This window comes from Paenibacillus taichungensis (assembly GCF_047302525.1).
Classification (GTDB): domain Bacteria; phylum Bacillota; class Bacilli; order Paenibacillales; family Paenibacillaceae; genus Paenibacillus; species Paenibacillus taichungensis_B.
Genome location: NZ_CP168020.1, coordinates 6242698 through 6268029 on the forward strand (window position 1 = coordinate 6242698; position 25332 = coordinate 6268029).

General features: G+C 45.8%; 23 protein-coding genes. 13 read left to right on the plus strand and 10 right to left on the minus strand.

The genetic code is table 11. From position 1 onward, the window contains the following. Position 1 precedes the first annotated feature (1 nt). Positions 2-1663 carry a hypothetical protein gene (locus ACDJ58_RS28415; RefSeq protein ID WP_413374084.1) on the plus strand — a complete coding sequence of 554 codons (1662 nt, stop codon included), beginning with the start codon at positions 2-4 and terminating at the stop codon, positions 1661-1663. 246 nt (positions 1664-1909) lie between these two features. Here ACDJ58_RS28415 and ACDJ58_RS28420 read toward each other — a convergent pair whose 3' ends face one another. Continuing rightward, positions 1910-3127 (minus strand): Leu/Phe/Val dehydrogenase, encoded by a 1218-nt coding sequence (locus tag ACDJ58_RS28420; RefSeq protein WP_413374085.1) that lies wholly within the window; start codon positions 3125-3127, stop codon positions 1910-1912. A gap of 330 nt (positions 3128-3457) precedes the next feature. Between ACDJ58_RS28420 and ACDJ58_RS28425 the strand changes: the two genes are divergently transcribed. After that, on the plus strand, positions 3458-3973 hold the full coding sequence (locus ACDJ58_RS28425) for a DUF2179 domain-containing protein (protein ID WP_053782622.1): 516 nt from the start codon (positions 3458-3460) through the stop codon (positions 3971-3973). Between the two features lie 74 nt (positions 3974-4047). Here the strand turns inward: ACDJ58_RS28425 and ACDJ58_RS28430 are convergent, their stop codons facing one another. Then, complete coding sequence (locus tag ACDJ58_RS28430) at positions 4048-5268, minus strand: Fic family protein (protein WP_413374086.1); 1221 nt, start codon at positions 5266-5268, stop codon at positions 4048-4050. Positions 5269-5829: 561 nt separating this feature from the next. Between ACDJ58_RS28430 and ACDJ58_RS28435 the strand changes: the two genes are divergently transcribed. Beyond that, a complete protein-coding gene (locus ACDJ58_RS28435) occupies positions 5830-7209 on the plus strand; it encodes a hypothetical protein (RefSeq protein ID WP_413379864.1) in 1380 nt (459 codons plus the stop codon). Positions 7210-7357: 148 nt separating this feature from the next. Here the strand turns inward: ACDJ58_RS28435 and ACDJ58_RS28440 are convergent, their stop codons facing one another. The 3 genes from ACDJ58_RS28440 to ACDJ58_RS28450 form a co-directional block, all read right to left on the minus strand. Continuing rightward, entirely contained in the window at positions 7358-8371 is a 1014-nt protein-coding gene (locus tag ACDJ58_RS28440) for a LacI family DNA-binding transcriptional regulator (protein ID WP_413374087.1), read from the minus strand. Positions 8372-8574: 203 nt separating this feature from the next. After that, a complete protein-coding gene (locus tag ACDJ58_RS28445; RefSeq protein ID WP_413374088.1) occupies positions 8575-9759 on the minus strand; it encodes a glycosidase in 1185 nt (394 codons plus the stop codon). A gap of 2 nt (positions 9760-9761) precedes the next feature. Beyond that, on the minus strand, positions 9762-10943 hold the full coding sequence (locus tag ACDJ58_RS28450) for an AGE family epimerase/isomerase (protein WP_413374089.1): 1182 nt from the start codon (positions 10941-10943) through the stop codon (positions 9762-9764). Between the two features lie 222 nt (positions 10944-11165). Here ACDJ58_RS28450 and ACDJ58_RS28455 point away from each other — a divergent pair, with 222 nt between their 5' ends. The 5 genes from ACDJ58_RS28455 to ACDJ58_RS28475 all read left to right on the plus strand — a co-directional run bounded on the left by ACDJ58_RS28455 (position 11166) and on the right by ACDJ58_RS28475 (position 16797). Then, a complete protein-coding gene (locus ACDJ58_RS28455; protein WP_413374090.1) occupies positions 11166-12479 on the plus strand; it encodes an ABC transporter substrate-binding protein in 1314 nt (437 codons plus the stop codon). Positions 12480-12725: 246 nt separating this feature from the next. Then, positions 12726-13613 carry a carbohydrate ABC transporter permease gene (locus ACDJ58_RS28460; RefSeq protein ID WP_413374091.1) on the plus strand — a complete coding sequence of 296 codons (888 nt, stop codon included), beginning with the start codon at positions 12726-12728 and terminating at the stop codon, positions 13611-13613. Continuing rightward, entirely contained in the window at positions 13610-14449 is an 840-nt protein-coding gene (locus ACDJ58_RS28465; protein ID WP_063567578.1) for a carbohydrate ABC transporter permease, read from the plus strand. Before ACDJ58_RS28460 ends, ACDJ58_RS28465 begins: the two co-directional genes overlap by 4 nt. A gap of 259 nt (positions 14450-14708) precedes the next feature. Further along, entirely contained in the window at positions 14709-15746 is a 1038-nt protein-coding gene (locus ACDJ58_RS28470) for a glycosylase (RefSeq protein WP_413374092.1), read from the plus strand. Positions 15747-15855: 109 nt separating this feature from the next. Next, positions 15856-16797 carry a glycoside hydrolase family 113 gene (locus ACDJ58_RS28475; RefSeq protein ID WP_413379866.1) on the plus strand — a complete coding sequence of 314 codons (942 nt, stop codon included), beginning with the start codon at positions 15856-15858 and terminating at the stop codon, positions 16795-16797. Between the two features lie 210 nt (positions 16798-17007). Here the strand turns inward: ACDJ58_RS28475 and ACDJ58_RS28480 are convergent, their stop codons facing one another. Beyond that, positions 17008-17595, minus strand: a complete 588-nt coding sequence (locus ACDJ58_RS28480) for a hypothetical protein (protein WP_413374093.1) — start codon at positions 17593-17595, stop codon at positions 17008-17010. Positions 17596-17606: 11 nt separating this feature from the next. Continuing rightward, positions 17607-18167 carry a matrixin family metalloprotease gene (locus tag ACDJ58_RS28485; protein WP_413374094.1) on the minus strand — a complete coding sequence of 187 codons (561 nt, stop codon included), beginning with the start codon at positions 18165-18167 and terminating at the stop codon, positions 17607-17609. Positions 18168-18328: 161 nt separating this feature from the next. Here ACDJ58_RS28485 and ACDJ58_RS28490 point away from each other — a divergent pair, with 161 nt between their 5' ends. After that, positions 18329-18682: a hypothetical protein gene (locus ACDJ58_RS28490; protein ID WP_413374095.1), complete on the plus strand. Its 354-nt coding sequence runs from the start codon at positions 18329-18331 to the stop codon at positions 18680-18682. Between the two features lie 460 nt (positions 18683-19142). Here ACDJ58_RS28490 and ACDJ58_RS28495 read toward each other — a convergent pair whose 3' ends face one another. The 3 genes from ACDJ58_RS28495 to ACDJ58_RS28505 all read right to left on the minus strand — a co-directional run bounded on the left by ACDJ58_RS28495 (position 19143) and on the right by ACDJ58_RS28505 (position 22407). Beyond that, on the minus strand, positions 19143-20849 hold the full coding sequence (locus tag ACDJ58_RS28495) for a hypothetical protein (RefSeq protein ID WP_413374096.1): 1707 nt from the start codon (positions 20847-20849) through the stop codon (positions 19143-19145). A 184-nt stretch (positions 20850-21033) separates the two neighbouring features. After that, the gene (locus ACDJ58_RS28500) at positions 21034-21615 is read right to left on the minus strand and encodes an NAD(P)H-dependent oxidoreductase (RefSeq protein ID WP_413379868.1); all 582 of its coding nucleotides are present in this window, start codon (positions 21613-21615) and stop codon (positions 21034-21036) included. 195 nt (positions 21616-21810) lie between these two features. Continuing rightward, positions 21811-22407: a TetR/AcrR family transcriptional regulator gene (locus tag ACDJ58_RS28505; protein WP_413374097.1), complete on the minus strand. Its 597-nt coding sequence runs from the start codon at positions 22405-22407 to the stop codon at positions 21811-21813. A gap of 232 nt (positions 22408-22639) precedes the next feature. On the opposite strand from ACDJ58_RS28505, the gene ACDJ58_RS28510 reads away from it, so the two are divergent. The 4 genes from ACDJ58_RS28510 (at position 22640) to ACDJ58_RS28525 (ending at position 25240) form a co-directional block, all read left to right on the plus strand. After that, positions 22640-23611 carry a phosphotransferase family protein gene (locus ACDJ58_RS28510; protein ID WP_413374098.1) on the plus strand — a complete coding sequence of 324 codons (972 nt, stop codon included), beginning with the start codon at positions 22640-22642 and terminating at the stop codon, positions 23609-23611. 18 nt (positions 23612-23629) lie between these two features. Next, complete coding sequence (locus ACDJ58_RS28515) at positions 23630-24628, plus strand: glycosyltransferase (RefSeq protein WP_413374099.1); 999 nt, start codon at positions 23630-23632, stop codon at positions 24626-24628. 53 nt (positions 24629-24681) lie between these two features. Then, positions 24682-24966 carry a YesK family protein gene (locus tag ACDJ58_RS28520; RefSeq protein WP_163755592.1) on the plus strand — a complete coding sequence of 95 codons (285 nt, stop codon included), beginning with the start codon at positions 24682-24684 and terminating at the stop codon, positions 24964-24966. A gap of 112 nt (positions 24967-25078) precedes the next feature. Then, positions 25079-25240: a hypothetical protein gene (locus ACDJ58_RS28525; RefSeq protein WP_379437295.1), complete on the plus strand. Its 162-nt coding sequence runs from the start codon at positions 25079-25081 to the stop codon at positions 25238-25240. Positions 25241-25332 lie beyond the last annotated feature (92 nt).

A 25332-nucleotide genomic window follows, 5' to 3' on the forward strand; every position in this document is an offset into this window, starting at 1 on the left:
TATGGCGGAATCCTCCGACTTCCGCACGCTGAAGATTCTGGATCGTTTTCGGCCTATCATCGCCAGAACAGGAGCGGATTATGATGTACTGCGTTTGATTCTACGGGTGAAGTTCCAGATGGATCAGCGGAGGGTACCGACGGTATTGTCAGCACGCAATGGCAATAAGGAGCAGAAAGAAGGTAATCTGTATCTGCGTTCCCTCTGGTTATACGCACTGATGGGGTTGATTATGGTTCCGTTTGTTGTCTGGGATACGGGACACTTTATGCTCCAGATGGGTCTAGTGACCGCCATGCTGATGTTTATGATCATGACCTCCATGATCTCCGACTTTTCTTCGGTACTGCTTGATATTCGGGATCGTAATATCATCATGAACAAGCCGGTAAACGGACGCACTGTTGGCATGGCTCGTGCCATCCACGCAGGAGTTTATTTGCTGCTGCTGACAGGCTCCCTGACGGCTGCGCCGCTGGTAGCGGGATTGATTTCCCACGGGATCGGCTTTTTCCTGCTTTTTCTGGTGGAACTGGTTCTGATTAATATGTTAATTCTGGTGACCACGTCCCTGATCTATTTATTCATGATGAAGTTTCTGGATGGCGAGAAACTGAAGGACATGATTAATATGGTGCAAATCCTGCTTTCCATCGGGATTGCCGTAGGCTATCAGCTGGTCATACGTTCGTTCAGCATCATCGACTTTAATATGGTGTTCACGCCTGCCTGGTGGCAGTTACTGCTGCCTCCGGTATGGTATGCAGCAGCATTTGAGCTGCTTTTCGGCGGCGGGGGAGATGCCTGGCTTTATACTTTCTCAGCGCTTGCTTTGATCGTTCCAATGGTCAGTCTGTTGGTGTACGTGAAGCTGATGCCTTCCTTCGAATTGTATTTGGAGAAAATGGCACACGCAGGTCAAGCTTCTGGACGAAGACGTGGGAATTGGGATCGCATCATGGCGAAGATATTCTCCCGTTCCAGAGAAGAGCAGGCGTGCTTTCGTTTGTCTGCCAGTATGATGCGAAGTGAAAGGGAGTTCAAGCTGAAGGTATACCCTTCGGTTGGTTTATCTTTTGTATTGCCTTATGTATTCTGGTTCACCCAATTGCAGAGCTCCTCGTGGGCAGAATTTAGGGAAAGCTCTTTCTTTTACACGCTATATATTGTGCTCTTGCTGATTGTGTCTGTTGTGACCATGCTGAAGTATTCCGGACAATACAAGGCGTTTTGGACCTTCCGGGCAGCCCCTCTGGCTAATGAGAACGTGTTATATAGTGGAGCGCTGAAAGCCTTCTTATGCAATATGTTTCTGCCCGTATTTATATTGAACGCCATCGTATTTGTGTGGACCTTTGGATTAAGAATTCTTCCTGATCTGGTCGTTATATTTTTGGTGGCAACTGCACTTATCCCGCTGTCTGGAAAGTTGTTGATGCGAAAACCGCCGTTTTCCCAATCCTTTAGTGTGGCCGGGCAGAGTGATGGCTGGCTCATCTTTGCCTTCTTTCCGCTCATGGCACTGTTATGGGGATTACATGTATTCATCCGCACCATACCAGCAGGCATCTGGATCTATGTAGCGCTCCTGGTGTTGATTAACATGCTATTCTGGACGATGCTGCATCGAGTGAAGCGGGCATCTGTAACGGTTGAAGTTTAAGGCGGGCGGTAGCAGGTTGAGGTTGCCTGATGAAGTTTAGCAGATGGAATCCTGAAGAAAAGTTGATTATAGCCAATCCGGTTTCGATGACCCGGATTGGCTTTTTACGTTTTTTCTAATTCTTACGTGATGCGCTGAATTCTAAATATGGAGAAAATGATATGGCGAACTATAACAGTGATGTAGATTCTGGAGTACTTAAAAGATCGGGACATTGAATTAGTGTGTTAAATCGGTATCGGTATATTAAGCATGGGGTTTTCCGCTTTGCAGGACAGCTTCTGCCAGCTGATCGGCTGCATCCGCCGTGGAGAGGGCAGACTGCGCTGCTATCGCATAGACCTTGGACAACGTACCCGCAATCCCCGCCACTTTTTGGCGGATCAGGTCGGGCCCTGCGCCTTCCAGCTCGTAGGCGGTGCTGATGATTCCGCCTGCGTTGAGCACATAGTCAGGCGCATACAGGATGCCGCGCGCCTGCATGCGGCGAACAACCAGCTCCCGATGGCTGAGCTGGTTGTTCGCCGCCCCGGCAACGATGGAGCAGCGCAGCTCCTCCACCGTTGCCGGGGTCAATACGCCCCCTAGGGCACAGGGGGCGAATACCTTGCAGGCAGCGGCGTGAATATGGGCCGGATCGGCCGAAATGGCGCCGCTGAACTGCACAAGGGCACGTTGTACACGTTCAGGTACAACGTCTGCCACAATGAGCCGTGCCCCGGCTGCATGCAGGTAACGGCACAGGGCATAGCCGACCTTGCCCAGTCCCTGGACGGCAACGGAAATGCCCTGCAAGGCGTCGATGCCTTGGTGACGCAGCGATGTCACAATGCCAGTGTATACACCGTAGGCGGTCATCTCGGCTGTGAAATCATCCTGTGCACCAAGTGATCCGGTCGTATCTGTCACATGTACCGTCTCCAGCCGGATTTGGTCCATATCTGTCGCCGTAGTGCCCAGATCCAGACCTGTCACATAGCGTCCGTTCAGTCGTTCCAGATAGCGGCCCAGAGAACGGAACGTTTCCGCACGCCGGCAGACTTGTAGGTTGTTTCTGGACACCTTATTTAATCCCTTATCTAATCCGTCCGATGGATCCTTGCCTTTAATGGTATTCGCATGGGGTCTGACGTTCTGTTTGCGTTTTCTGGGATTTAGATTGTTGTTTGGGCTGGCCTCACTCGGTTGGCTCATCAATTCATCTGGCACATCCCATACCACTGCCTTGCCCCCGCCATAGGGCAGACCGGAGACTGCCGATTTGTAAGTCATGCCCTTCGCGAGTTTGATGGCATCCCTAACCGCTTCTTCTTCCGATGCATACGTCCAGCAGCGGCATCCCCCGAGTGCGGGACCCAGTACTGTGCTATGGATAGCGATGACGGCTTTAAGCCCGCTGCGTGGATCGTGGCAAAATATGAGTTCTTCCATACCTTCCCGCTCCATCTCGTGCCACAACTGCATGACAGTTCCCCCTTTTGGTAGCCGTCGTTTCCCGAACCTGTTTGCCTGTACGCCTCAATCTACCTGCTGTTGGTTCAGCATATTCAGTCACGCCGATTTTCGCCCCTGGGTCTCAGGCCGGGTTGATAATGAGTGGAAAGGGCTCTATAATGGCAGTTCCGGCAAGGAACTGCAGTCCGATTTACGTTCCACCGTTTAAAATGACCGCATAACGTCCAATGATGGAGATAGAGTAAATACACAGAAGCGTAAATGACATGCAGGGGAAGCGGAAAGAAGGCGCGCAACAAACGCCATTCCGTTGTGAAAGTCAGGAAAGAGGGATTGCGATTGTTTAAAATATTGGTATTTATCTTTTTGATCCAGATTGTGTATGTATCTGCCTATACACTTCGGATGATTCTGACGCTCAAAGGACAGAAATATATTGCTGCGCTCATAAGTATGGGCGAAATTGTGATCTACGTACTCGGTCTGAATCTGGTACTCAAATATCTGACCCAGCCATCTGCGTTAATTGTATATGCCGTTGGTTATGGGCTGGGGGTATTGCTAGGTGCTTGGATTGAAGAGAAGATTGCACTCGGTTACGTTACCGTTAAGGTTATTTGTAACCAGATGGGCGGGGATGTGGCGAATGCCTTGCGGGATAAAGGATACGGTGTCACCGCCTGGGTTGGCAGTGGACGTGACGGAGATCGGCTGGTTATGGAGATTTTGGCGAAACGCAAAAACCAGAAACTGCTGTATCAGACGATTCTGGAGCTTGATCCCAAAGCATTTGTCATCACCGTTGAGCCCAAACAGTTCCATGGCGGGTTCTGGACACGTTCCATCAAAAGATAAATTATGGCAGGTCTGCAGCAGGTGCAGTCCTGCTTTTTTAGTTGTAAATATAATCATTTGTTTCAGATAAATTATCATTCAAAGTATTTTCGGCTAATTGAATAATACGCGGGTTTCTCACCGCTTTTATCAATAAGAGACACTTGCAGCAACTCTTTGATTGTTTTGCGGATCGTCATTTCGGATTTATTTAAAATTTCAGCCAATTCTTTGATGGTCAGTCCGTTTTCTGTAACAAAGAAATGGTTTTGGGCCAAGACAAACATGATATGGCGATATATAGCATCTTTATCTTTGAGCCTGTAATCTTTAGACAATTTATTCTCAGTAATTTTAAGTAATTCGATTTTTTCTTTTAACTCGCCACTCATTTTGCTAAGCGTTTCCAGAATTATTTCAAGGAAGGATTCAATAAAACAATTCATTTCGCCACGACTCTTAATACTATTGGTAATCTCGAAAGTCTCTAGATACTTGTTCCTATACGTATTGCACCCTCTAGATAGAGACAGTGTACCGATCTCACCAAGTACCTCTATCAAATATAAGCTGCTAATGAAGCGAGAACTTCTGCCATTACCGTCATAGAATGGATGGATATAACCAAAGAAATAATGGCCAACGGCCACTCTAATCATCAGAGGAATGTCGTCATGGGTGTTCATAAAGTTTAATAACTGTTCTATTGCATGATAAACTTCTTTTTCTGGTGTCATTCCCTGGTGAATAATCTTTCCGCTCCCCGACTTTTTATAAATATAGGTTGCTTCTTCTCTGAAAATTTCGCCATCGGGTAACTCGCTCGAGTCAATCTCACCATTTGTAATCTCATCATAGATTTGTCTTATATCTTGGGGTGAAACGGGGTACTTCATTTCATTGTTTAATAGAGCCAAATAAGATTTAATCATACTGTCAAACCTGTTTTTAGATTTTCTTTTTAATTGAATCTCTTTCGTGCTTCTTGCGATCTCTTCACGTGAACTCCGTACTCCTTCCAAATCATTGGTATTGTATAGCTCTTCTACCAAGCACTCATTAATAAATTGCTGTTGAGCTACCGTAGGGAGCTGTTCAAACGTTTTCTGAAACTCTCGAGATATGAGATGGATATTGTTGACGAGGGTTAACAAATGGTTAGTGGGAACATAGTAAAGCTCATATTCATTTGGCTGGCTCATTGGTTTTATTTTTAGTCCCGTATGAACTGTTGATTCATAATTGATTCTCTGTTGATATGTAGTGTTAAATTCACTAGCACTTTTCTCATGATAAATTTTATGAATATATCTCATTCCATCACCTCTTTTCTATAATTAAAGAGATTTTTACATATAAAAAGCGAAATGTACATATCTATTTATAAAAATGAGCTTATTTTTATAAATAGAATGATGAGATGGAGTGGCTATTTATCATTTATAACCTTTATGTGGGTACCGCAGGAACATCTGCCGTGGCCATTTTTTTTAATTTTGACTTCTTTACTACAGGAAGGGCAAGTGACATACATTGAATGAACACCTCCAGAATATTCATAGTTTAGACTTGAATAATAGATAATATTCTCACTAAATCTCAAGTAATCGTTCAATTATGGTAGAAGCGCCCTATACATAAGTTAAGTGCGTACGATGCAAGGTTGCATACGGTACAATCCCTGAAGATACGATCACTTATACATAGAATCTGAGATAAGGATTATTGTTGTAATCGCTCCCAACATTTACATTGAGGACATGTCCTTCGTGACATGCGATGGCAGAGATGGACGGACGTAATCATTATAATTAGGGAGGAATGGTTTTATGAAAAGCAAAATTCGAACATGGTGTAGTGCCGCACTGGCTCTGACGATGGGCTTTACTCTATTGTCTGGACCGACAAGTGTACAGGCAGCAGGCAATGCAGACTACAATCTCACAGGTTTCTCCCAAGGAAATGCGGGTGGAGGTACCCTCAGTGAGTCGGACACGTCCAAGTATAAGAAGGTATACAATGCAACGGATCTCGCTGCGGCGCTGAAAAAGAACTCCGGTGTCAAAGTCGTCGAGATTATGAATGACCTGAATCTGGGATGGAACGAAATTCCGAGCGCTGCACAGACATCTCCTTTTGGCAAGCATAATGATGCACTGACTCATCCTGTATTGAAACAAACGGGTGTCAGTAAGCTGACCATCGACAGCTTCAATGGCCTGACCATTTTCTCAGCCAACGGGGCCAAGATCAAGCATGCAGCCATCAGTGTCAAACGCAGTTCCAACGTTATTATCCGCAACCTCGAATTCGATGAATTATGGGAATGGGATGAAGCGACCAAAGGCGACTATGACAAAAACGACTGGGATTACATCACCCTTGAAGAGAACAGCAACGTTTGGATTGATCACTGCACATTCAATAAAGCCTATGACGGGCTTGTCGATTCGAAAAAAGGAACGAGCGGTGTGACCATCTCCTGGTCCCTCTTCAAAGGGGATGACGGCAGCTCAAACAGCTGGGTTACCCAGCAGGTTAACGAGTTGGAAGCGAACAAGGCTTCCTATCCGATGTATAACTACCTGCGCAGCAGCGCGGTTGGGTTCAGTAAAGCCGATATCATTGCCATTTCATCTCCTCAGAAAAAAGGTCATCTGGTTGGTTCGACCAGCTTCGAATCGGCCAATGCCAATCTGTCCATGACCCTGCACCATAACCTGTACAAAGATATCCAGGATCGCATGCCGCGTCTGCGCGGAGGCAATGCGCACGCATACAATATTGTGATGGATGCGACGGGGGCACGTGCGGCCAAATCCAGAATCACCTCTGCGATGGCAACGGCAATTTCGTCCAAAGGGTATCATTTTGATATCATCGGCAATGGAGCTATTTCCACTGAAGATGGTGCAGTGCTGGTCGAAAAATCGGTGATCAAAGACGTACTGTTCCCGGTCCGCAATAACCAGACGGATCCGGCCGATGCAACATATACCGGTAAAATTAAGGTGACTGACACGATGTATTCTCTGGATGGAAGCTCATTCCGTGGAAACAGTGATACATCCGGCAGTCCACTCAGCCCGGTTCCGGCTGCTGTAAAAGCTTTCTCCTGGAACGGATTCTCTTCACTTCCTTACAGCTACACTACAGATGATCCAGCGACGCTGAATGCACGCCTCACCGGTTCAAGCGGAGCAGGTGCAGGCAAATTATCCTGGTCCAAAGACAATTGGCTAAAGACGAGCTACTAGGCAAAAATACGAATCCGGTGTTGAAACGAGTGGCTATGATTACAAGGATTTCAAGCCACTTCCTCTTTTTTTCATAAGCAAAGAGTGCTCCTGCAGCCGTAATGGCCGGGAGCACTCTTTTTGTGGAACGGAGAGTCTTAGTTCCTTTTTAGTTAGAAACGTCATCCGTAAGGGCAGGTGCAGCACTCACCGAATCACGATAAATGATATTGCCCTTCACGTGTACGCGGCCGAAGCTGCGACTCGGGTTATCAATCTTTTTGAGCATGGAATGAACCGCAGTACGCGCCATCTGCTCCACATCGACCTCAACCGTTGTTAATTTGGGATCGGAGAGTGTGGCATAGATATCATTATCGAACCCAACCACAGAGCATTGTGCAGGCACCTGAATACCCAGTGAAGTCAGTTTTTGAACGAGCAGATGGGCCACCTGATCGCAGTTGCATACAAATGCCGTAGGCAGCTGCGCTGGCAGATCAATTTCAATAAACGTACCTCGCTCATCGCGGTCATTAAGCACAAGATCCGGATTCATCGGCAATCGATGTTCCAGCAATGATTTGTAATAACCGAGGAATCGGTCCTGAATGCTGCTTGTAGAATAGAGATTTCCGACATAAGCGATGCGGCGGTGTCCCTGTTGAACCAAAACGTTTGTCAGCTCATAAGCAGCGTAAAAGTTATCGGTAACGACAGAGTCGATATCAGAATGCTCATCGTAGAAATCGAGAAACATTTTGGGAACGTCCATCGACTGGACCAGCTCGATATATTCCTTGCTGACTTGTCCAAGCACAATGAAACCATCCACTTTGTTGTCACTATAGAGCTTCGGCAGAATTAATTCCTCTTCATCCTGAACATTCAGAATATGCAGAATACCGTAGTACCCCTGATCCTCCAGATGTTTGGTGATGCGCTGGAATACACGTACATAGAACGATTGTGTAGGTCCGGTAAAACGCTCCGGGATAATAACACCAATATTATGAGTCAGGCCTTCCTTCATCGAACGGGCCGCGGCGTTATACCGATAGCCCATCTGAACGGCAAGCACTTTAATTTTTTCCTTCAATTCGCCACTGACGCCATCTTTATCATTTAATGCTTTCGAGACCGTCACACTGCTAACTCCGAGCTTGTCGGCGATATCCCGCATGGTGATATTGTTCTTCAGCTTTGGTCGCCTCCTTCAAGCCGGTTTACGTACAATGTGCTGTCATTATGGTTAGCGTTTCTTTCAAACTTAACAACAATCCATATTAGTATACATCGTAACCCACATGGAATAAAGAAATTCTGGTTAGCGCTGCGCTAATTTTTCAGCATGCTGCATTTTCCGTTGAAGGCTGATCTTCGGTTTTAAGCCAATTGCTTTTGGAGAAGCTTCTCATTCCGCTCAATCAGGTCACCGCGCTGGCTGGCGCAATCCAGGGAACGATATGGATCGGCTGGGGTATTGAAGGTGTAATTGACCAGTTTATCCAGCGTCGTTGTGGCTACATGACAGCGGGTATCGCTGGATGCGTAATAAATGAAAACCTCTCCTTGTTCGTTGACCGCCGCGCCGTTGCAGAAAATAACATTGGACACATCGCCTACGCGCTCGTCGTCATAAGGAGCAATGAAGTGTCCACCCGGCTTGGCGATGATGCGTGCCGGATCATTCAGATCCGTGGCAAACGTGTACAGCACATAGCGAAGACCCGCTGCCGTGTTGCGAACCCCGTGGGCAATGTGAATCCAGCCGCGATCCGTTTTGATCGGAGCGGGCCCCTGTCCATTTTTCACTTCGTATACGGTATGGTATTTCCGTTCATCGATGATTGTCTCTTCCTCAATTACTGGATTCAGAATATCATCGCACAGACCAAAGGCAATCCCGCCGCCGCTGCCTGTGGAGATGAATCCGTCTTGTGGCCGTGTATAGAACGCATATTTACCATCAACAAATTCAGGATGTAATACAACATTCCGCTGTTGAGGGGATTTAGTGGTGATGTTGGGCAGACGCTCCCAGCTGACCAGATCTCGTGTCCGCACAAGTCCAGCCTGGGCTACGGCACTGGATGTATCAAATGCTTGAGCTTCCGGGTCTTTGCGCTCAGAACAGTAGATACCATAGATCCAGCCATCTTCATGCTGAACCAATCGCATATCATACTGGTTGGTCTCGTCGGCATCGATATCTTCCCACACTAAGGGTTTGCCTGTGAAGCGAAATCCGTCGATACCGTTATCACTCTCAGCTAGGGCAAAGATGGATTTGCGGTCCAAGCCCTCGGTTCGGATGACCATCACGTATTTGCCATTGAAATAGATGGCCCCCGGATTAAGCGTAGCGTTAATGCCCAGACGCTCCATGAAGTGGGGATTCGTCGTTTCGTCCAGATCAAATCTCCAGTGCAGCGGTACATGATGGCGTGTGATTACCGGATAACGGTACCGATCATATACGCCATTGTAGAAGGAAGAGTCAATTTCATTTTGACGCGTAAGCAGCTGCTCCTGTTGCTCCAATAATTCATTGTATTTGGGGTGTATCATCGTTATCCCATCCTCTCAATTAGTTCAATGCAGAATCGGCTATTGTGATACGGGCATTTCCACGGTCCGGCGATTTCGCTTTGATCCGGCGTGCCGTCCCCGTCTACCGACCAGTACCATTCGCCGCCAGCTCGGTGATCAATAATGTATTCCTTCGTATATGTCCACAAGCGTTCCACTCTCTCCAAAAACAAAGGATCACCTGTACGTTCATAGGCATTATAGAATCCGACCATCGCCTCGGCCTGAACCCACCATATCCGTTTCTCATCCACATGATCGCCCTCTTGTTCATTCATCAGGGAGCCATCGGCCTGTACAGCCACATTGGAAATGTTATAGGCAATATCCGTAACCATCGCAGAATACTCCGGGTGTTGAGCCAGGCCCAGCACTTTCAACGTTTCGTCGATCAGCCAGCTGGCTTCAATGTCATGCCCGAATGAGCGTAGATCAATGATGGATTGCCAATCTTTGTTGAAAAATACACCGAGAAACTTCGTGTCCTTGTCATACACCCGTTCATATAAGATGCCGAGCAGGCGTTCCAGCGCCGTCTTCACCTGCTGATCTGGCCACACTCGGTAGAGCGTGGTGTAGGCCTCCAACACGTGAATATGCGTATTCATCGTGTAATCCGCGATCACACCATTTTCGCTCAGCATTTCATTGGGCTGTTCATTCCAGAAGCGGTCAAATTGTTCCTTGTATGCAGGTAATTCTGCATTCAGCCCTTGATCCTCTATCAGGGCAAAAAGCGTTTTCGCAAGTTCCAAAGCAGATTCATCCCCGGTGGCACGATAGTACTCACTCAGTGAATAAACGCCGAAGGATTGCGTATACACATGTTTGCTTGTGTCCAGCGGTTCTCCGTTGGCATGGACCATCCAGTACATGCCGCCGTATTCCGTATCCATCACATGATCCACAAGGAAACGGTAAGCATGTTCAGCGTGATCACGCCAGATTTCATTTCCGGTTACCCGGTAGGCTGCTGCAAAGGACCATAATTGTCGTGCCGTGGCGATTCCGCCTTTGGGAGCGAGTGGATCGACCTGAAGGTCATTGCCAACCCAGCCGTAGAATCCGCCGTTGTTATGATCCTTGAGGGCAGACCAGAATGGCAAAATATGTGCTTCCCAGTGTTCTTTTATTTCAGTTCTAATGTCATTGGTGTGAGTCATAAGTGAGCGCTCCTTCAAAGTACAGGTTTCAACTATATTTAAGTTAACGTTAACTTTATTGATTAATATTAGTGTCGGGAAAATACGTTGTCAACGAATCCAGTGATAAAAACTTTTGTTGAGTAATAAATAATTTAATTGACAGGTAAACATCACCATAATAAAATTCATTTTGTAACCTTAACGATAACTTAAATTAACTTAGAAAAGGGGTAGAACCAAATGAGAAAAAACAAAGGCTGGATGCTTCTGCTTACCATGCTGCTCATCACTTCTCTGCTCGCCGCTTGCTCTTCAGGGGGTGGATCTTCACAGGCAGGAGAGGAAATTAGTACAGATCCTGCGGATATTAAGGGGGAAATCACCGTTCTCACGCAGCGTACAGATATTGTTGATAGCGTATTCAAAGATTACGCCGCGGAGTTCAATAAGGAATACCCGGATGTCAAAGTAAACTTCCAGGCGCTGGCTGACTACGAGGGACAAGTGAAGATTCGTATGAGCACCAAAGATTATGGCGACGTGCTGATGATCCCCACCAGCGTACCGATCGCCGACATTCCGGACTTTTTTGAACCGCTAGGCACGTACGATGAGTTGAAAGATAAGTATACAGCCATTGAAGAACGTATGGTTGACGGCCAGATATACGGAATTCCAACCGTTATCACGTTCTCCGGCATCATCTATAACAAGCAGGTGTTCAAGGACGCTGGCATTACGGAAGTGCCCAAAACGCCTGAGCAATTCCAGGCTGCACTGCAACTGGTGAAAGATAATACGGACGCGATTCCACTGTATACGAACTATGCCTCCGGCTGGGCTTTGACACAATGGGAAGCAGATCTGCCGACGGTTGCAGGCAGTGTGGACTACGTAAACATTGATCAACCGAACACGGATGAAAACTTTGTGGCTGGCAAGCCGCACTATGAATTGTACAAAGTGCTTTATGATGCAGCCAAGAATGGCCTGATTGAGAAAGATCCGACCACAACCGACTGGGAAAGCTCCAAGGCTGATCTGGCGAACGGGAAAATTGCAACGATGGCGCTTGGATCTTGGGCGATTACCCAAATTCAAGGCTTGACGGATACACCAGATAATATCGGATTCTTGCCATTTCCTACGAATGCAAGTGATGTGGTCGTTCCGCTCGCAGCAGACTATAACATTGGCATGAACGTGAACAGCGAGAACAAACCTGCTGCGAAGGCCTGGATCGATTGGTTCCTGGCGAAATCGAATTACGCGGTTGAGCAAGGCGGGGGCATGAGCGCAGACAAAAATGCGGAATTGCCACCGATTTTGGATCAATACAAAGACGTTACATTCTCCACACTGACTCCTGCCAAAGAAGGACAGGAAGGTCTGGTTGACAAAATCGACAACGAAGGCGAGATCGGCCTCTGGCAGCCTGACTTCAAGAAACGCATTATCGAAGCTGCCATCGGTAACCGCAGTGAATCGTATGACGACATCATGAAAGACCTGAATGACAAATGGGTGAAAGCGCGGGCTGAACTCGCAAAATAAGTAGATTGCGGAGATTCATCGATCTGTAAAGGCGCTACCTGTGACCGATCACCGCTGACAACAGCGAGGCACAACGCCTTGGCTGAGGGGAGAGGATTTTACCTTTTCCTACGGCATTTTGCATCTGGATGCATCATATCGGATGTGAAATGCCACCATCGGTGGTTGATTATCCAGCCGGATTTGTTCATTGGACGGGAGTCTTTCGATATAAAAGCGGCAGAACCGCTTGGAGGTGTGGAGAGCATGAAATACTTGAAGATTTCGAATTGGGGCTACTCAGCGCAACGCATATTTATCATCTGTGCCTTCTCGATCATTCCACTGGCACTGCTGTTCACGTTTGCTTATTTGCCTGTCATTAATATGTTCAAATACAGCTTCACCGATTGGAACGGATACAGCAAAAGGTTCGACTATGTGGGATTTGAGAACTACACGCGGATATTCAGTGACCCTGAGTATTTTAAAGTATTTATTGTCAGTTTGTATTATTTTGTAGCCACCTTCGTACAAATGGGTCTGGCCCTCTACTTTGCAACGATTCTAAGCTTCAAAATCCGCGGCAAAAACTTTTTCAAAGGCATATTGTTTTTCCCCTATCTGCTGAATGGCGTAGCCATCGGATTTATCTTCCTCTTTTTCTTCAAACCGGATGGTACTCTCGATACACTCATGCAGGCCGTAGGGCTTGGACAATACACTCAGCTCTGGCTTGGGAATCAGAACATTATTAACGTGTCGCTCGCAGGAGCATCGGTATGGAGATACATGGGCTTTAACTTCATTATCTTCCTGGGTGCGATCTCTTCCATTCAAAAAGATGTCTATGAAGCGTCGGATATTGACGGAGCCAATCGCTGGCAGCAGTTCCGCCATATCATCCTGCCGAGTATCACACGCATCCTGCAGCTCAACCTGATTTTGGCGATTAGCGGCGCAATCAGTGCGTTCGATATTCCATACATTATGACCGATGGTTCCAACGGCAGTGATACGTTTGTGATTCAGACCGTTCACTTGGCATTTAAGTACGGTAAGCTGGGCTTGGCGTCAGCAATGGCTGTTGTGCTGCTGTTTATTGTCATTCTTGTTACGCTGGTTCAGCGTGTCACCATGAAAGGGGAGGAATGAACGTGCAACCATTCAAATACACCCTTGCGAGCATATTTAAATATGCTTCACTCATTCTCGCAGCGTTCATTGCGCTTGTACCCATCGTTGTGGTGCTATTTGCATCACTCAAAACCAATGCAGAGTACGCGACCAGCAGTCCGCTTGCCCCACCAGCCAACTGGCTGAACTTTGCGAACTATACCAAGGCTTTTGTGGACGGCAACATGCTGGTCGGTTTCAAAAATACGATTATCATCCTGATCATCTCCATCGTGGGTGCTACCTTAACGGGTTCCATGATCGCGTATGTGCTGGATCGTTTCAAATTCAAAGGCAAGAAAATCATGGTCGCCGCGTTTCTGCTCGCCACGTTAATCCCAAGTGTAACGACACAGGTCGCCACATTCCAGATCATCAACGCGCTGGATCTGTTCAATACCAGATGGGCAGCCATTGTGATGTACCTTGGTACAGATATCATCGCGGTGTATATCTTTCTGCAATTCCTGGGTTCCATCTCGAATGCGCTGGATGAATCGGCCATGCTGGACGGCGCTTCCTACTTCACGATCTATTGGAGAATCATTCTGCCACTCCTGAAACCGGCGATTGTAACGGTCATTATCGTGAAGGGCGTCAACATCTACAACGACTTTTACACACCATTCCTGTACATGCCAAAGACAGATTTGCAGGTCATATCCACGGCTCTTTTCAAATTCAAGGGACCGTTCGGATCACAGTGGGAGGTCATCAGCGCGGGTATTATGATCGCCATCATTCCAACGATGATCATTTTCCTACTGCTACAGAAGTACATCTACAACGGCTTCGCACAAGGCTCTGTTAAATAAAAAACGAAGTCTATATGAAATTAATATGAAAATACACAGGAACGGAGAGGGCAGAAAAAACCTGGAGAAACGGAGCGAGCTTTCTGAAAGAAAGCTCGCTCCGTAAGCATATGCTATCACCGGATTTTCCCTTTTCATCAGGGAATCAAAAAAATCTGGGGATAGCAGCGATCGGAAGGTTGTTCTGCCATCGAAGTGGACTCGTGTAATTTTAACAGTTTATTTCATATAGCCTACCACCGAAGGGAGAAATGAAACGATGACAGTTGTCGATACGAAAAATGTACACATTGTTGGAGAGGCGTTGCCGAATATGCCTTGGGAGGATAAACCGGAGGGAACGGAAGGGCCGGTATGGAGACATTCAGCCAACCCGATTGTGCCGCGTAACCCGGTCAAGGGAGTTGCCCGTATGTTCAACAGTGCGGTGATTCCTTATGAAGGGAAATTCATCGGAGTATTCCGCGCAGAAACAATTAATGGACGTCCACACCTGCACATGGGATCGAGTGAGGATGGACTATCGTGGAATATTGAAGAGGGACGCATTACTTTTGTGGATGAGAAGGGCGATCCCTTTATGCCGAACTATGCATATGATCCACGTCTGGTGAAAGTAGAAGATACGTATTACATCATCTGGTGTACCGATTTCTACGGTGCAGCGCTGGGATTGGCGAAGACGGAAGATTTCAAAACGTTTGTCCGTCTCGAAAATCCGATGCTTCCGTTCAACCGCAATGGCGTTTTGTTTCCGCGCAAAATCAATGATAACTATGTGATGTTGTCCAGACCAAGCGACAGCGGACATACGCCGTTCGGGGACATTTTTCTGAGCGAAAGTCCGGATCTCGTTTACTGGGGCAAGCACCGTCATGTCATGAGCAAAGGCGGTCAGGGCTGGTGGCAGTCGGTCAAAATTGGCGGCGGTCCGGCTCCGATTGAAACGTCCGAAGGCTGGCTGATGTTCTACCACGGTGTAACGGGTACGTGCAATGGTTTTGTTTATAGTATGGGCGCAGTCATTCTGGATCTGGATGAACCATCGAAAGTAAAATATCGTTCCTCCAACTTCGTACTGACACCGGAAAAATGGTACGAGGAGCAGGGTTTTGTGGAAAATGTCATCTTCCCGTGCGCCACATTGCATGATGCGGAGACAGGACGGATCGCCATCTATTATGGTGCAGCCGACACATACGTTGGAGTGGCTTATACCGCTGTAGAAGAGATTGTGAGCTATGTCATTGAGACCGACGAAGTCATTGCCGGAGACCGTGAGGAAGGCAAGCTGTAATGAAACAATTTTAAATAAAGCTGATGGTACTGCAATCGTAGTTGGATGTGTATACATTCGGTCATTCATTTTACATTAATTGAAAAAGGGGCTTTGCGGAACAATGCATATGGAATACATCAAGGGATTTACGTTTGGCTGGATGAGTGGCAGGGGAGACTTCCGCAAGCCGGAAGCGAAAGAATCCTTGCGTCTGATGGCTGAACGAACAGGCAGCTCGCATGTTATTTTTGCACTGGCGGCACATCAGGATCATCCGCAGGCTGTAGAGGTCAAATATGAGGGTGAACATATGGTGGAAGACGATGAATTGGTGGATATGATGCGTTATGCCCGCGCGCTCGGACTGCGGGTCATTCTGAAACCAACCGTCAATTGCACCGATGGCACATGGCGTGCACACATTAACTTCTTTGATATCGATGTGCCGTGTGAGCCGAAATGGCAAGACTGGTTCCGCAGCTATACCGCGTATCAGAAGCATTATGCAGCCATTGCAGAGCGCGAGCAATGCGAGATATTTATTGTGGGTTGTGAGATGGTGCAGTCTGAGCGTCGGAGTGAGGAATGGCGCGAGGTCATCGCGGGAGTGCGTGAAGTGTATTCTGGGCTAGTATCCTACAACACCGACAAGTATCAGGAAGGGCATGTGAAATGGTGGGACGCCGTGGACGTCATTTCCTCCAGCGGATATTATCCCATCGGAGACTGGGAAGCACAGTTGGATCGGATTGAACAGGTCATTGCACCCTACGACAAACCCTTTTTCTTCGCAGAAGCGGGCTGCCCTAGCCGCAGTGGATCGGCACAGGTGCCGAACGACTGGGGCTTGGAAGGTGAAGTGAATGCGGAGGAACAGGAGCAGTTCTATGAAGCTATGTTCCGTCATGCAAGTAAGCGGGAGTGGATACGTGGTTTTGGTCTGTGGGACTGGAGCGCAAATCTGTATCAGGAGCAGGATGCCTTGAGTGATGATGGATACGGAGTTTATGGTAAACCAGCCGAGAGGGTTATTCATCGGTTCTATCAAGATGTTGAAGTGGAATCCTGAAATTCAAAAAAAATCTATCCATTCCGTGAAGTGAACGAAGTGGATAGATTTAAGTGTATGAAGTAAATATATGGAAAAATATCTGATGGTATTCTGCATATCCTCTCGAAAAGGTTGATTCAAATATTTACTTGATATCAAACTTTACTCCATTGCGAATCGCCGAATTTTGATTGGTAGGTATAAGCATTTTATTTTACCTTTGCAATCTTAAAAGTTGTACTTTTCTTTCACTGAATTTTTTAGTTTTACATAATCAGAATTTTCAACTTCGAATTGTTCCATTCTATTTGATAATTGATTTTCACCATTAAGGCTCATCTTATATTTACCGTGATACACAGCGATAGGAAGATATTTTTCTTCATTTTCCTTTTTTACTAAAAATAAAAGATACTTTGTTCCTTCTTCTGACATCTCATATCCTTCAGAGATCAGAACCTCATTTTCTTTAATAATTGCATATGGTTCATTAACAGAAATGATATCATTTTCCGTAATATCAGAAGTATTCTTATAAACTTTTTCTACTTCAAATTTGCTTTCTGTCCAGTAGTATAATGGGAAATCTCCATCCATTATTACCTGATTAATTTTTTCATCTGTTCCTTTTGCCTCAACTATCAAATCAGCATTTTTTTCTAGTTCTGCTACATCATCATATGTTCTCTCAAAAACATCGTGCGCTTCATAAAACACAAGTTCGTCTGGGCTACCTGCGCTGATAAAATGACTTGAAGTTAAAAAAATTGTAAGACCTGCAAGAGCTATTAAAAGTATAAGTTTCTGTTTTCTCATCTGATCCCCTCCTAATTTCCATAAATAGCTTTAATAGCTGCATTGTCATCCCAAATTCTTGCTTCATTTGAACTACCAATACTTTCATACATTAAGGCATTAGTAACAGCTGAGTGATTTATACCCAAAGAATGACCTACTTCATGAGCCATTACGGCACTTATTCTTTGGTTATTATATTTTTTTGATACTGGATCATTAATCCGTATTCTTGATGCAGCATAGTTACAATCCCAGCAGGCTGTTACCTGTCCTAACCAATTCCTACTATAGTTTAAAGCATCTGCGTAAACGCCATCTTTATTAATATCCCCAGCATAAATTTTTATTTCTGCGCTACTTTCAGTGCTAGTTGATGAAATAGAAACTTTCGAACTGACTCCATTCCAATTAGTCAAACCATTATCTGTAGAACTACTATAACCATAGCTTGTAACAGATTGATCTTTCCAGTATTTCAGAGAACCAGGGTTAGACCAACTGCCTCCGTACAAACCATAGGCGTACGTAATGCTGCTAGAGATTAAGAATACTAATAACATCGGTACCACCACACTCGCAATTTTTTTCATGTTTACCTCCTGTAAATTTGGGTTAAAATATATTTTATTCTATATTATTCTATTATTTTGCATAATTCAAATATATTTACATTAAATCTCAAATCAATGTAACTATTCTGTTATTCGTACGTCTAATATTAGGAAATGAAATAATGAAGGGGTGGGTTATTTTGAAAAAAATTATTTTAGGGTGCATAGTGGCTGTAATAATAGTCTTGAGTGGCTGTTCAACAAATCAAGAGAATGATATTTCAATAGATAAAGAACAATCATATGTACCAATGGTGAATGTAAATGGAATAATTTATTCCTCGTATAGCTTAACAAAACAAGAAAAATATACAGCAGGTGAAGTACTTGGAAAAATAAAAAAAAGGGTACCGTCCTCTGATATCCAGAAAGAAAATTTAGCCTCCAATTATTACGATGAAGGAACTGTTATTTATAATGTCAACGAGGATAAAGAGATGTTCCTAATTGAAGAATCACCAGGTGTTTATTCCGTTCTAAAAAAATTAAAGTAATATTTGAGTCTGCGACCGATAGAATCCTACAACATTCTCCCAGACCCATTTTATTGAGTTAAGAAATCCATATGCTTTCCTGTCATCGTAGTGCTCGTGCAAATCATCTTTAGTTCAACTTATATTGAATAAATTCCGCGATTTCTGATCAGTTGTTTCTTGAGCTGTAGATGAACATTTTTCAAACCTGTGCCGTGGGATACGAACAATGCAAATGCAACGTTTGATGCAACCATGTCCAATAATATCCAGGATTTCTCCATACATCAATGCTGTGGATGCAAGCCAGCCTGTCTCGGCCACATTGGTTTTTGATGATATCCGTGCTGTGAACAAGCAATAGGCACATTAAGAACCTACCATCTTCGTGGGTAGGTTCTTAATCTGCCTTTTTCGACTATAGGGAATCTATAATTAGATACTCCAAAAATTCTTGGATTCTTATGGAACAACTTTTGAATTAATGAAGGGGGATGGTGTAAAACGTACGTTTTCCATCCACATTGGTATACCAGATGATGCGGTTATCGACTACAAGGGGATCTGTTTCAGATAATACATAGTGAGGTAAGCTTTGGACTTCCCCTAATGTATTGCCTTGTCCGTCAATCTCAACATACTTGACATTCTGGAGATGGTTATTTAGATCGAATTCTTGCCAAAGAACGATCATGTCGTTGTCAGAACGTTTGACCAATTTAGGTACAGAAGCAATATGATCGCTTCCAACGTACTTACTCAAGGTAACCTGTTTTGCAGCTGCACTATTGAAATTGGCTTTGGGCATCAGGCTAAGAATGATGTCCCGCTGGTCTCTGGGCAATCCAACCATCTCGTAGGAAGTATACTCTGTTACATAAGAGTGATCTATGGAGTTCATGGCAACCATGTAATAGTCATTGGACATTTCAAAGCCTCCGAGCGATACTCCCGTAGTGTTTGCACCAATTCTGCCTGGAATTTTGAATAAGTCTGCCTCGGTATAATTCGATCCTTCACCCCGATGAATAACAATAGAGCGAGGGTAGGCGTCTCCATGATCCACAAGGACAGGTGTGCTCCCATCGAACTGTACATATTGATCAAAGGAATGGCTCACATGATTCTTTTGGAACTGACCCAGGTCATTTGTCACAGTCATTGTTGAAGTATTCACTTGAATCGTTAACTGAGACTGATGGTTAAGTCCGTCGGATGTAGTATAACGTTTGCGTGCGGTGTGGAAGATGAGTGTATTCTCATGCTCCGCCATTCTCCCCGATCCGTGAGCGAACGGTTCTATAGTGTAGCTTTCTCCACCTTTGATCGACAGACTATCCACTCGCTTGAAATTTTTGTCATATCGAACGATACGAATAACTTCCTTATCATCGTTTTCTTCTTTATTTTCCTGTCCAAAGGCAATATAGTTGTAGGTTTTACCGCTATAGAACCCTCCAAACAACGGAAGTTCCAAATCAACCGTATGATTCTCGATTAGTTTAAAATCGGTATTGTAAGTCTCAATGGTCACTCCCTGATTGGCCTCGACCACACTAACCGTTTGATCTCCGTTATTAATGAGATAGGAGAGGATCGGGCTCTTCCATCTTGGGAATTCAGATGATACGACATTGTCATTGATTATGGATGTAACGTTTGCACGATATGTATTCTCAACGGCTTCGGAAAAAATATTAATCTGATTGGAGCTTTCATCGAATTCAACTTCAAAAGGTATTTGTGCAGCTAAATCTCTAAGTTGGAAATAATTAGATCCATCTATATTGTATGCTTTAAGTTGTTGAGGAGCTCCATTAACGATTACTTTGGCATTGGATAAAATAGCTGTGTAGCTCTTGTTTGAAGAGTAGGACGTTTGTTTAATCGAATCATCAGGAGTATAAGGTTGCTCCTTCACGATCTCGATTGCGTTGGTTTTCGTATTCCATGTGACATCAAACTCACTTGTTGTTCCTGATAACTGCTTGGAAATATCTCTAAGACTGTAATAGTTGCTTCCTGCAATATTGAAACCGGATAATCGTATTGTTTTTCCATTTACAGTAACATTGCTTTTGGTAACACTAGCTTCGGCTTTCGCCTTAACAGAATCTGCGTAGGTAGATGTGCTCGAAGCTGGAAAAGCTACGAATAAAGCCAATAATACGAACCATATCTTTCTCATTTTCGTGATCCTCCATGCTTTTGTGATGTTATGAGACGGCCATTAACTCTATGGATACCTCCTTTTATGGCAACACTGTCACAACGTCTTATTTTAAGTGTACTCTCCATATTATGGAAGGATACAATTGGATATTTTCTAGCGATGGAGGATGTACATTCTGATAGAATTTTAGGGATATTACTTAATTCATCTTCTGTCCAAGCTGCTCAATTTTCTCCAACCATTTCTTTCTCTGTTCCTCGGACTGTTTGCCCACCAGATCTACAGGTGTTATGCGCACAGGTTTGATGCCTGTCAGAGCAAAGGTGGAGATCTTCATCATTTTGTGTGCAGGTTCACCCTGGAACCACTTGTAGTACCAGCTCGGACCGTCCATGGTGGTGATCATGCGTGCGGTGCGACCTTTAAGCAGTTGGTCCGGAAAAAGTTTCCCCTTGTGATACTTGAAGGCATAGCCTGGCATAAAGATTCGATCAATGAACCCTTTTAACAGGGCAGGGGGGCCTCCCCACCAAATCGGAAATACCCATACGAGATGCTCTGCCCATTTAATCGCCTCTTGGGCTTCCAGCAAGTCGGGTTCAAGTGGAAGTTTATTTCGGTATCCACCTGCTAAATTCATGTTGAATTCCAACTCGTTTAGGGTGATCATCCGAACCTCGGCACCTGCTTGCACAGCGCCTTTACGATAAGCTTCGGCGATAGCACCGTTGTAACTGGGGGAGACGGGATTGCCTTGGATAATTAATATTTTCTTCATAATGATGACACATCCTGACTGTTTTAGTTAATGAACACTAACCTCATATGCAAAAAGAAAAGGTCACGAATGACCTGGTTATATTTCAGGGAATATCCTGAAGCTGGATGGAGCTAGTCTTGTATATAGGTGAAAACTTATGCCAATGATTATTGCCTGATCTGATCAAAACGATTTTGAGATGCAATCCGTCGGGTGTTACCCCAACTCAGCTGTTACCTGGCCCAACATCAATGCAAGACGATGAACGGTTTCCCCGGTGTATGGAACAAGCAGCTCCGGCAGTTCACCTTGCATACTGGATACGGCCAGGCGCGTAATGGCACCAATGACCAGAACGGCCGTGAGCCGTGAATCCTGAGCGGGCAGTTCACCTCGCATAATTCCCTGATCGATCAGGTCAATTAACGCATCCAGCGGCTGACGGTAATCTTCGCTGCTTCCAGCTTCAATGAAAATCTCGTGATTCTGTGAGATCAACAGTAGTCCGTAGGGATCTTCATCATGCAGGTGGAGAACTTCGGTAATCAGTTGCCGGAAGCGTTCCAGCATCGGGCCCTCCTGGCGAACATACCCGTCAATTAATGCAGTATAGTCCGCGCAATATTGGGTGAAGGCCTCAAGGGCAACGGCGTCTTTGTTTTTAAAATGTTTGTAAATCGCCGCATCCGTTACTCCGGCGGCGTCACCGATCTCTTTGACGGAAATGCCGTCAACGCCTTTGGTTGCAAACAAGCGCATCGCCGCTTGTAGGATGTCTTTCTTTTTGCTGTCTACATGAGGTTTGTTCTTCATGATTTTATAGTAAGTGATTACTAACTAAATTGCAAATAACATTTCTAAATCTCCTAATTAACGCTAAGAAAAGTGCTTTCGCTCAAAGCTTGCAGGCTTGTGAACGGCAACGTATGATGGATAGAAATAATAACGGATAGGCGGGCACGAAGCGTGGGCAGAAGTAGGGCTGCAAAGGCAAACATCAGTAACACCAGCTCCAGGTCTGGGAACGAAATGGATGGTGAATGGCGTGAATGAAGACGTGCAGGCGCATCGCTGGGTGACTCCCGAAGGGACGTTGAATGAACAATATATAACAAGCCGGGAACGACTCTACAAAGGGATGAATGGTAAATATGTGGAGCGTTTCACTGTTCATACTGGGAAAAGTTATATTTTCAAACCGCTGACCAATCCTGCACAATATGGGCGCGAACAGTGGATGTCGAGGCATGTGCTGTCTGTATTACCCCCTATATATCCAGCACTAATTGCTGCATCAGACCGTAAAATTGACGCGGAACAGAGCTGGATCATCTATGAGGATCTAGGCGAACTGCTACATGATTTGCGGGAAGAGACGATGCTGGCTGCTGCTGTACATATGACGGAGTGGCACACGTTATCTGTTGCTGATTGGGCTGAGCTGCCCCGGGTGGGTCAGAAACCGCCAATCTTGGACATGCTGGATGATTTGCTTGGGCAAAAGGAATCTACCGCTGATTTGTTATCCAAGCTGGAGATCACGCTGTCACCATCGGATTGGCACAACATCGCCGCGCTAATCCATGCGGCGGAGGAGGAGTTACCTCGTGTCTTGTGTCACGGAGATCTCCATCCCGGCAACATGGCGGATGTGAATGGCAGGCTGGTGATTATCGATTGGGAGCATGCGCATCTGAATACGGCTCTTTGGGACGTGTATCATCTGGTGGATTTATCGCATCCGCTGTTCCCGAGAACCGTTACGCCTGAGCTGCGGGAGCGGATTATTGATGTTTATCTGGACGGGCTGGAGCGCCATAGCGTTCAGGTTGACCGGGTTTCTTTTAAAAGGTGGTACAGTGCATATGCCATTGTATTCTCGCTCTGGATGCTGCGTCTGATTGATGGGGATCTGAGAAGTGCAGACTGTGTATGGCCGGAGGAACAGCTGCGGAACCAGTGGCACGAGACGGCAATGACGCTGAAACAGTGCATGAAGCAGTGTTGTAGGGAATAGAAATGAGGGGTGCAGAACATGCGTAAAGTAGGACTCGTAATGCGTAAAATTCAATTCACGGAGTCACAGGGCCCGCGCGTATTTGCGGATCGGTTGAAGCAGATTGGGCTGGAGCTGGGCGTGGAGATTGTGTTCATCTCGCCGGAGCGCCATGTCAGCGGGTATGACTGGTTGCCGGGTTATGAGCATGAGAAAGGCGACCTGGTGAACTATGATATCGTACTGGACCAGATATACAGCCAAAATATAGAGCATGTCATCTACACCGTGTCCGGGTTTACGTTCTTGAAGATGTTTTTACCGAAGAGTGTGTTGTTCCCGCACAGTTTTCCCGACCCGGCGCTGACGGGTTATGAGATGATGAAGCCATTTTATACGATGGTGGATAAAGCAATTGTGCAGACAGAGTTTCTAAAAACGGAACTGGGCCGCAATTTCGGTGTACATGACGTGAACGTCATCCCGATTGGCTTTAGCGAAGAACTCGCAAACCGCCACTACGACCCGAGTCAGGTTGTGCATAATCGTGTGCTCTGGATCGGTCGGGATGAAGCGAATCGTCGCCCGGATCTGGTGCTGGAATATGCGCGGCAGAACCCGGACAAGGAAGTGTATATGGTTTTCGGCGGTCGCCGCTATGAGGAAAGCATGAAGAAATACAACATTCCGGACAATGTAAAATTGCAATTTGCGCTGACACAGGATGAAGTATTTACCCTGATGAACTCGTCCAAGGTGTATTGGAGCTGTTCGGCCTTTGATACGTTTGCGATGCCGCTGACCGAAGCCATGGCGATGGGCAAAATGGTTGTGAAGCCGGAGCATGCCTGCTATGGACACATCCGTTCCACGCATGCCTTTGCAGGCAATGAGGATAACTGGTTTGAACTGGTGAACATGGCTGCTGCTGCGCCGCGCAGTGTGTCGGAAGACAACCGTGAGTATGCCTTTGGTGCTTTTTCGCGCACGATCATGAAAGAGGGATACCGTGAGTTCTTTGCCAACTGGTTGAAGTAATGAGAGGTCTGTAACGAAGGCTCTAACCATTCAGCAAGAAGGAGGAGAACCTTATGGAAGTACTCATCCTATGGACGCTTGGCATGTGGGCTGTGCAGCTGCTGATCGAATGGCTCATCTATCGGTTGCAGGGACGTCGAATGACCGGGGTTCAATATATACTGCCATGTGTGGCCTTGCTCGGCGGAGCCGTTGTGATCATGATTAGCATTGATATTGGCGGGTGGAACGGCATTGGTTATGCCTTGCTTGGCGTATCGCTGGGTACAGCGGGAATGTTGACACTAATTACGGTGGCGATCACGGATGTGGTGTTTCGGCGTCGTAGAAGGAATTAATTGGAGGGTTAAGCTGCTGTACAGTAAGAGTGAATTGGACGATCGGACGGTTGCAGGATTGCATTCGTCTGTGATATATTGACATTAATTATAACAAGGGAGGTGAAGACAGGTGAATCACGAGATGCTTAACAACCGTATTAGCCAGCTGCCGATTGCTATGGCTGGCATTGTTCATACTTTTCCAACCAACGGGAGAAGTCTGTCCAATTTTGAATATACGGAAATTAACATTTGCGAGAAGATGCCTGCCTTGACCTCATTCGGACGATAAGCAATTTTGCTTGAATTCTGAAGGGCCGCGGAGCTAACCTCCTGCGGCTCTTTTTGTGTTGCGGTCAGGATCTTCCAATCCATAGGAGGAAC

Coding starts and splice junctions, on each gene's coding strand:
- ACDJ58_RS28515 (WP_413374099.1), top strand. CDS start 23,630: ATGCGTAAAGTAGGACTCGTAATGCGTAAAATTCAATTCACGGAGTCA.
- ACDJ58_RS28445 (WP_413374088.1), bottom strand. CDS start 9,759: ATGATACACCCCAAATACAATGAATTATTGGAGCAACAGGAGCAGCTG.
- ACDJ58_RS28420 (WP_413374085.1), bottom strand. CDS start 3,127: ATGCAGTTGTGGCACGAGATGGAGCGGGAAGGTATGGAAGAACTCATA.
- ACDJ58_RS28440 (WP_413374087.1), bottom strand. CDS start 8,371: ATGCGGGATATCGCCGACAAGCTCGGAGTTAGCAGTGTGACGGTCTCG.
- ACDJ58_RS28460 (WP_413374091.1), top strand. CDS start 12,726: ATGAAATACTTGAAGATTTCGAATTGGGGCTACTCAGCGCAACGCATA.
- ACDJ58_RS28455 (WP_413374090.1), top strand. CDS start 11,166: ATGAGAAAAAACAAAGGCTGGATGCTTCTGCTTACCATGCTGCTCATC.
- ACDJ58_RS28520 (WP_163755592.1), top strand. CDS start 24,682: ATGGAAGTACTCATCCTATGGACGCTTGGCATGTGGGCTGTGCAGCTG.
- ACDJ58_RS28505 (WP_413374097.1), bottom strand. CDS start 22,407: ATGAAGAACAAACCTCATGTAGACAGCAAAAAGAAAGACATCCTACAA.
- ACDJ58_RS28495 (WP_413374096.1), bottom strand. CDS start 20,849: ATGAGAAAGATATGGTTCGTATTATTGGCTTTATTCGTAGCTTTTCCA.
- ACDJ58_RS28475 (WP_413379866.1), top strand. CDS start 15,856: ATGGAATACATCAAGGGATTTACGTTTGGCTGGATGAGTGGCAGGGGA.
- ACDJ58_RS28435 (WP_413379864.1), top strand. CDS start 5,830: ATGGGCTTTACTCTATTGTCTGGACCGACAAGTGTACAGGCAGCAGGC.
- ACDJ58_RS28415 (WP_413374084.1), top strand. CDS start 2: ATGGCGGAATCCTCCGACTTCCGCACGCTGAAGATTCTGGATCGTTTT.
- ACDJ58_RS28465 (WP_063567578.1), top strand. CDS start 13,610: ATGAACGTGCAACCATTCAAATACACCCTTGCGAGCATATTTAAATAT.
- ACDJ58_RS28470 (WP_413374092.1), top strand. CDS start 14,709: ATGACAGTTGTCGATACGAAAAATGTACACATTGTTGGAGAGGCGTTG.
- ACDJ58_RS28485 (WP_413374094.1), bottom strand. CDS start 18,167: ATGAAAAAAATTGCGAGTGTGGTGGTACCGATGTTATTAGTATTCTTA.
- ACDJ58_RS28450 (WP_413374089.1), bottom strand. CDS start 10,943: ATGACTCACACCAATGACATTAGAACTGAAATAAAAGAACACTGGGAA.
- ACDJ58_RS28430 (WP_413374086.1), bottom strand. CDS start 5,268: ATGAGATATATTCATAAAATTTATCATGAGAAAAGTGCTAGTGAATTT.
- ACDJ58_RS28480 (WP_413374093.1), bottom strand. CDS start 17,595: ATGAGAAAACAGAAACTTATACTTTTAATAGCTCTTGCAGGTCTTACA.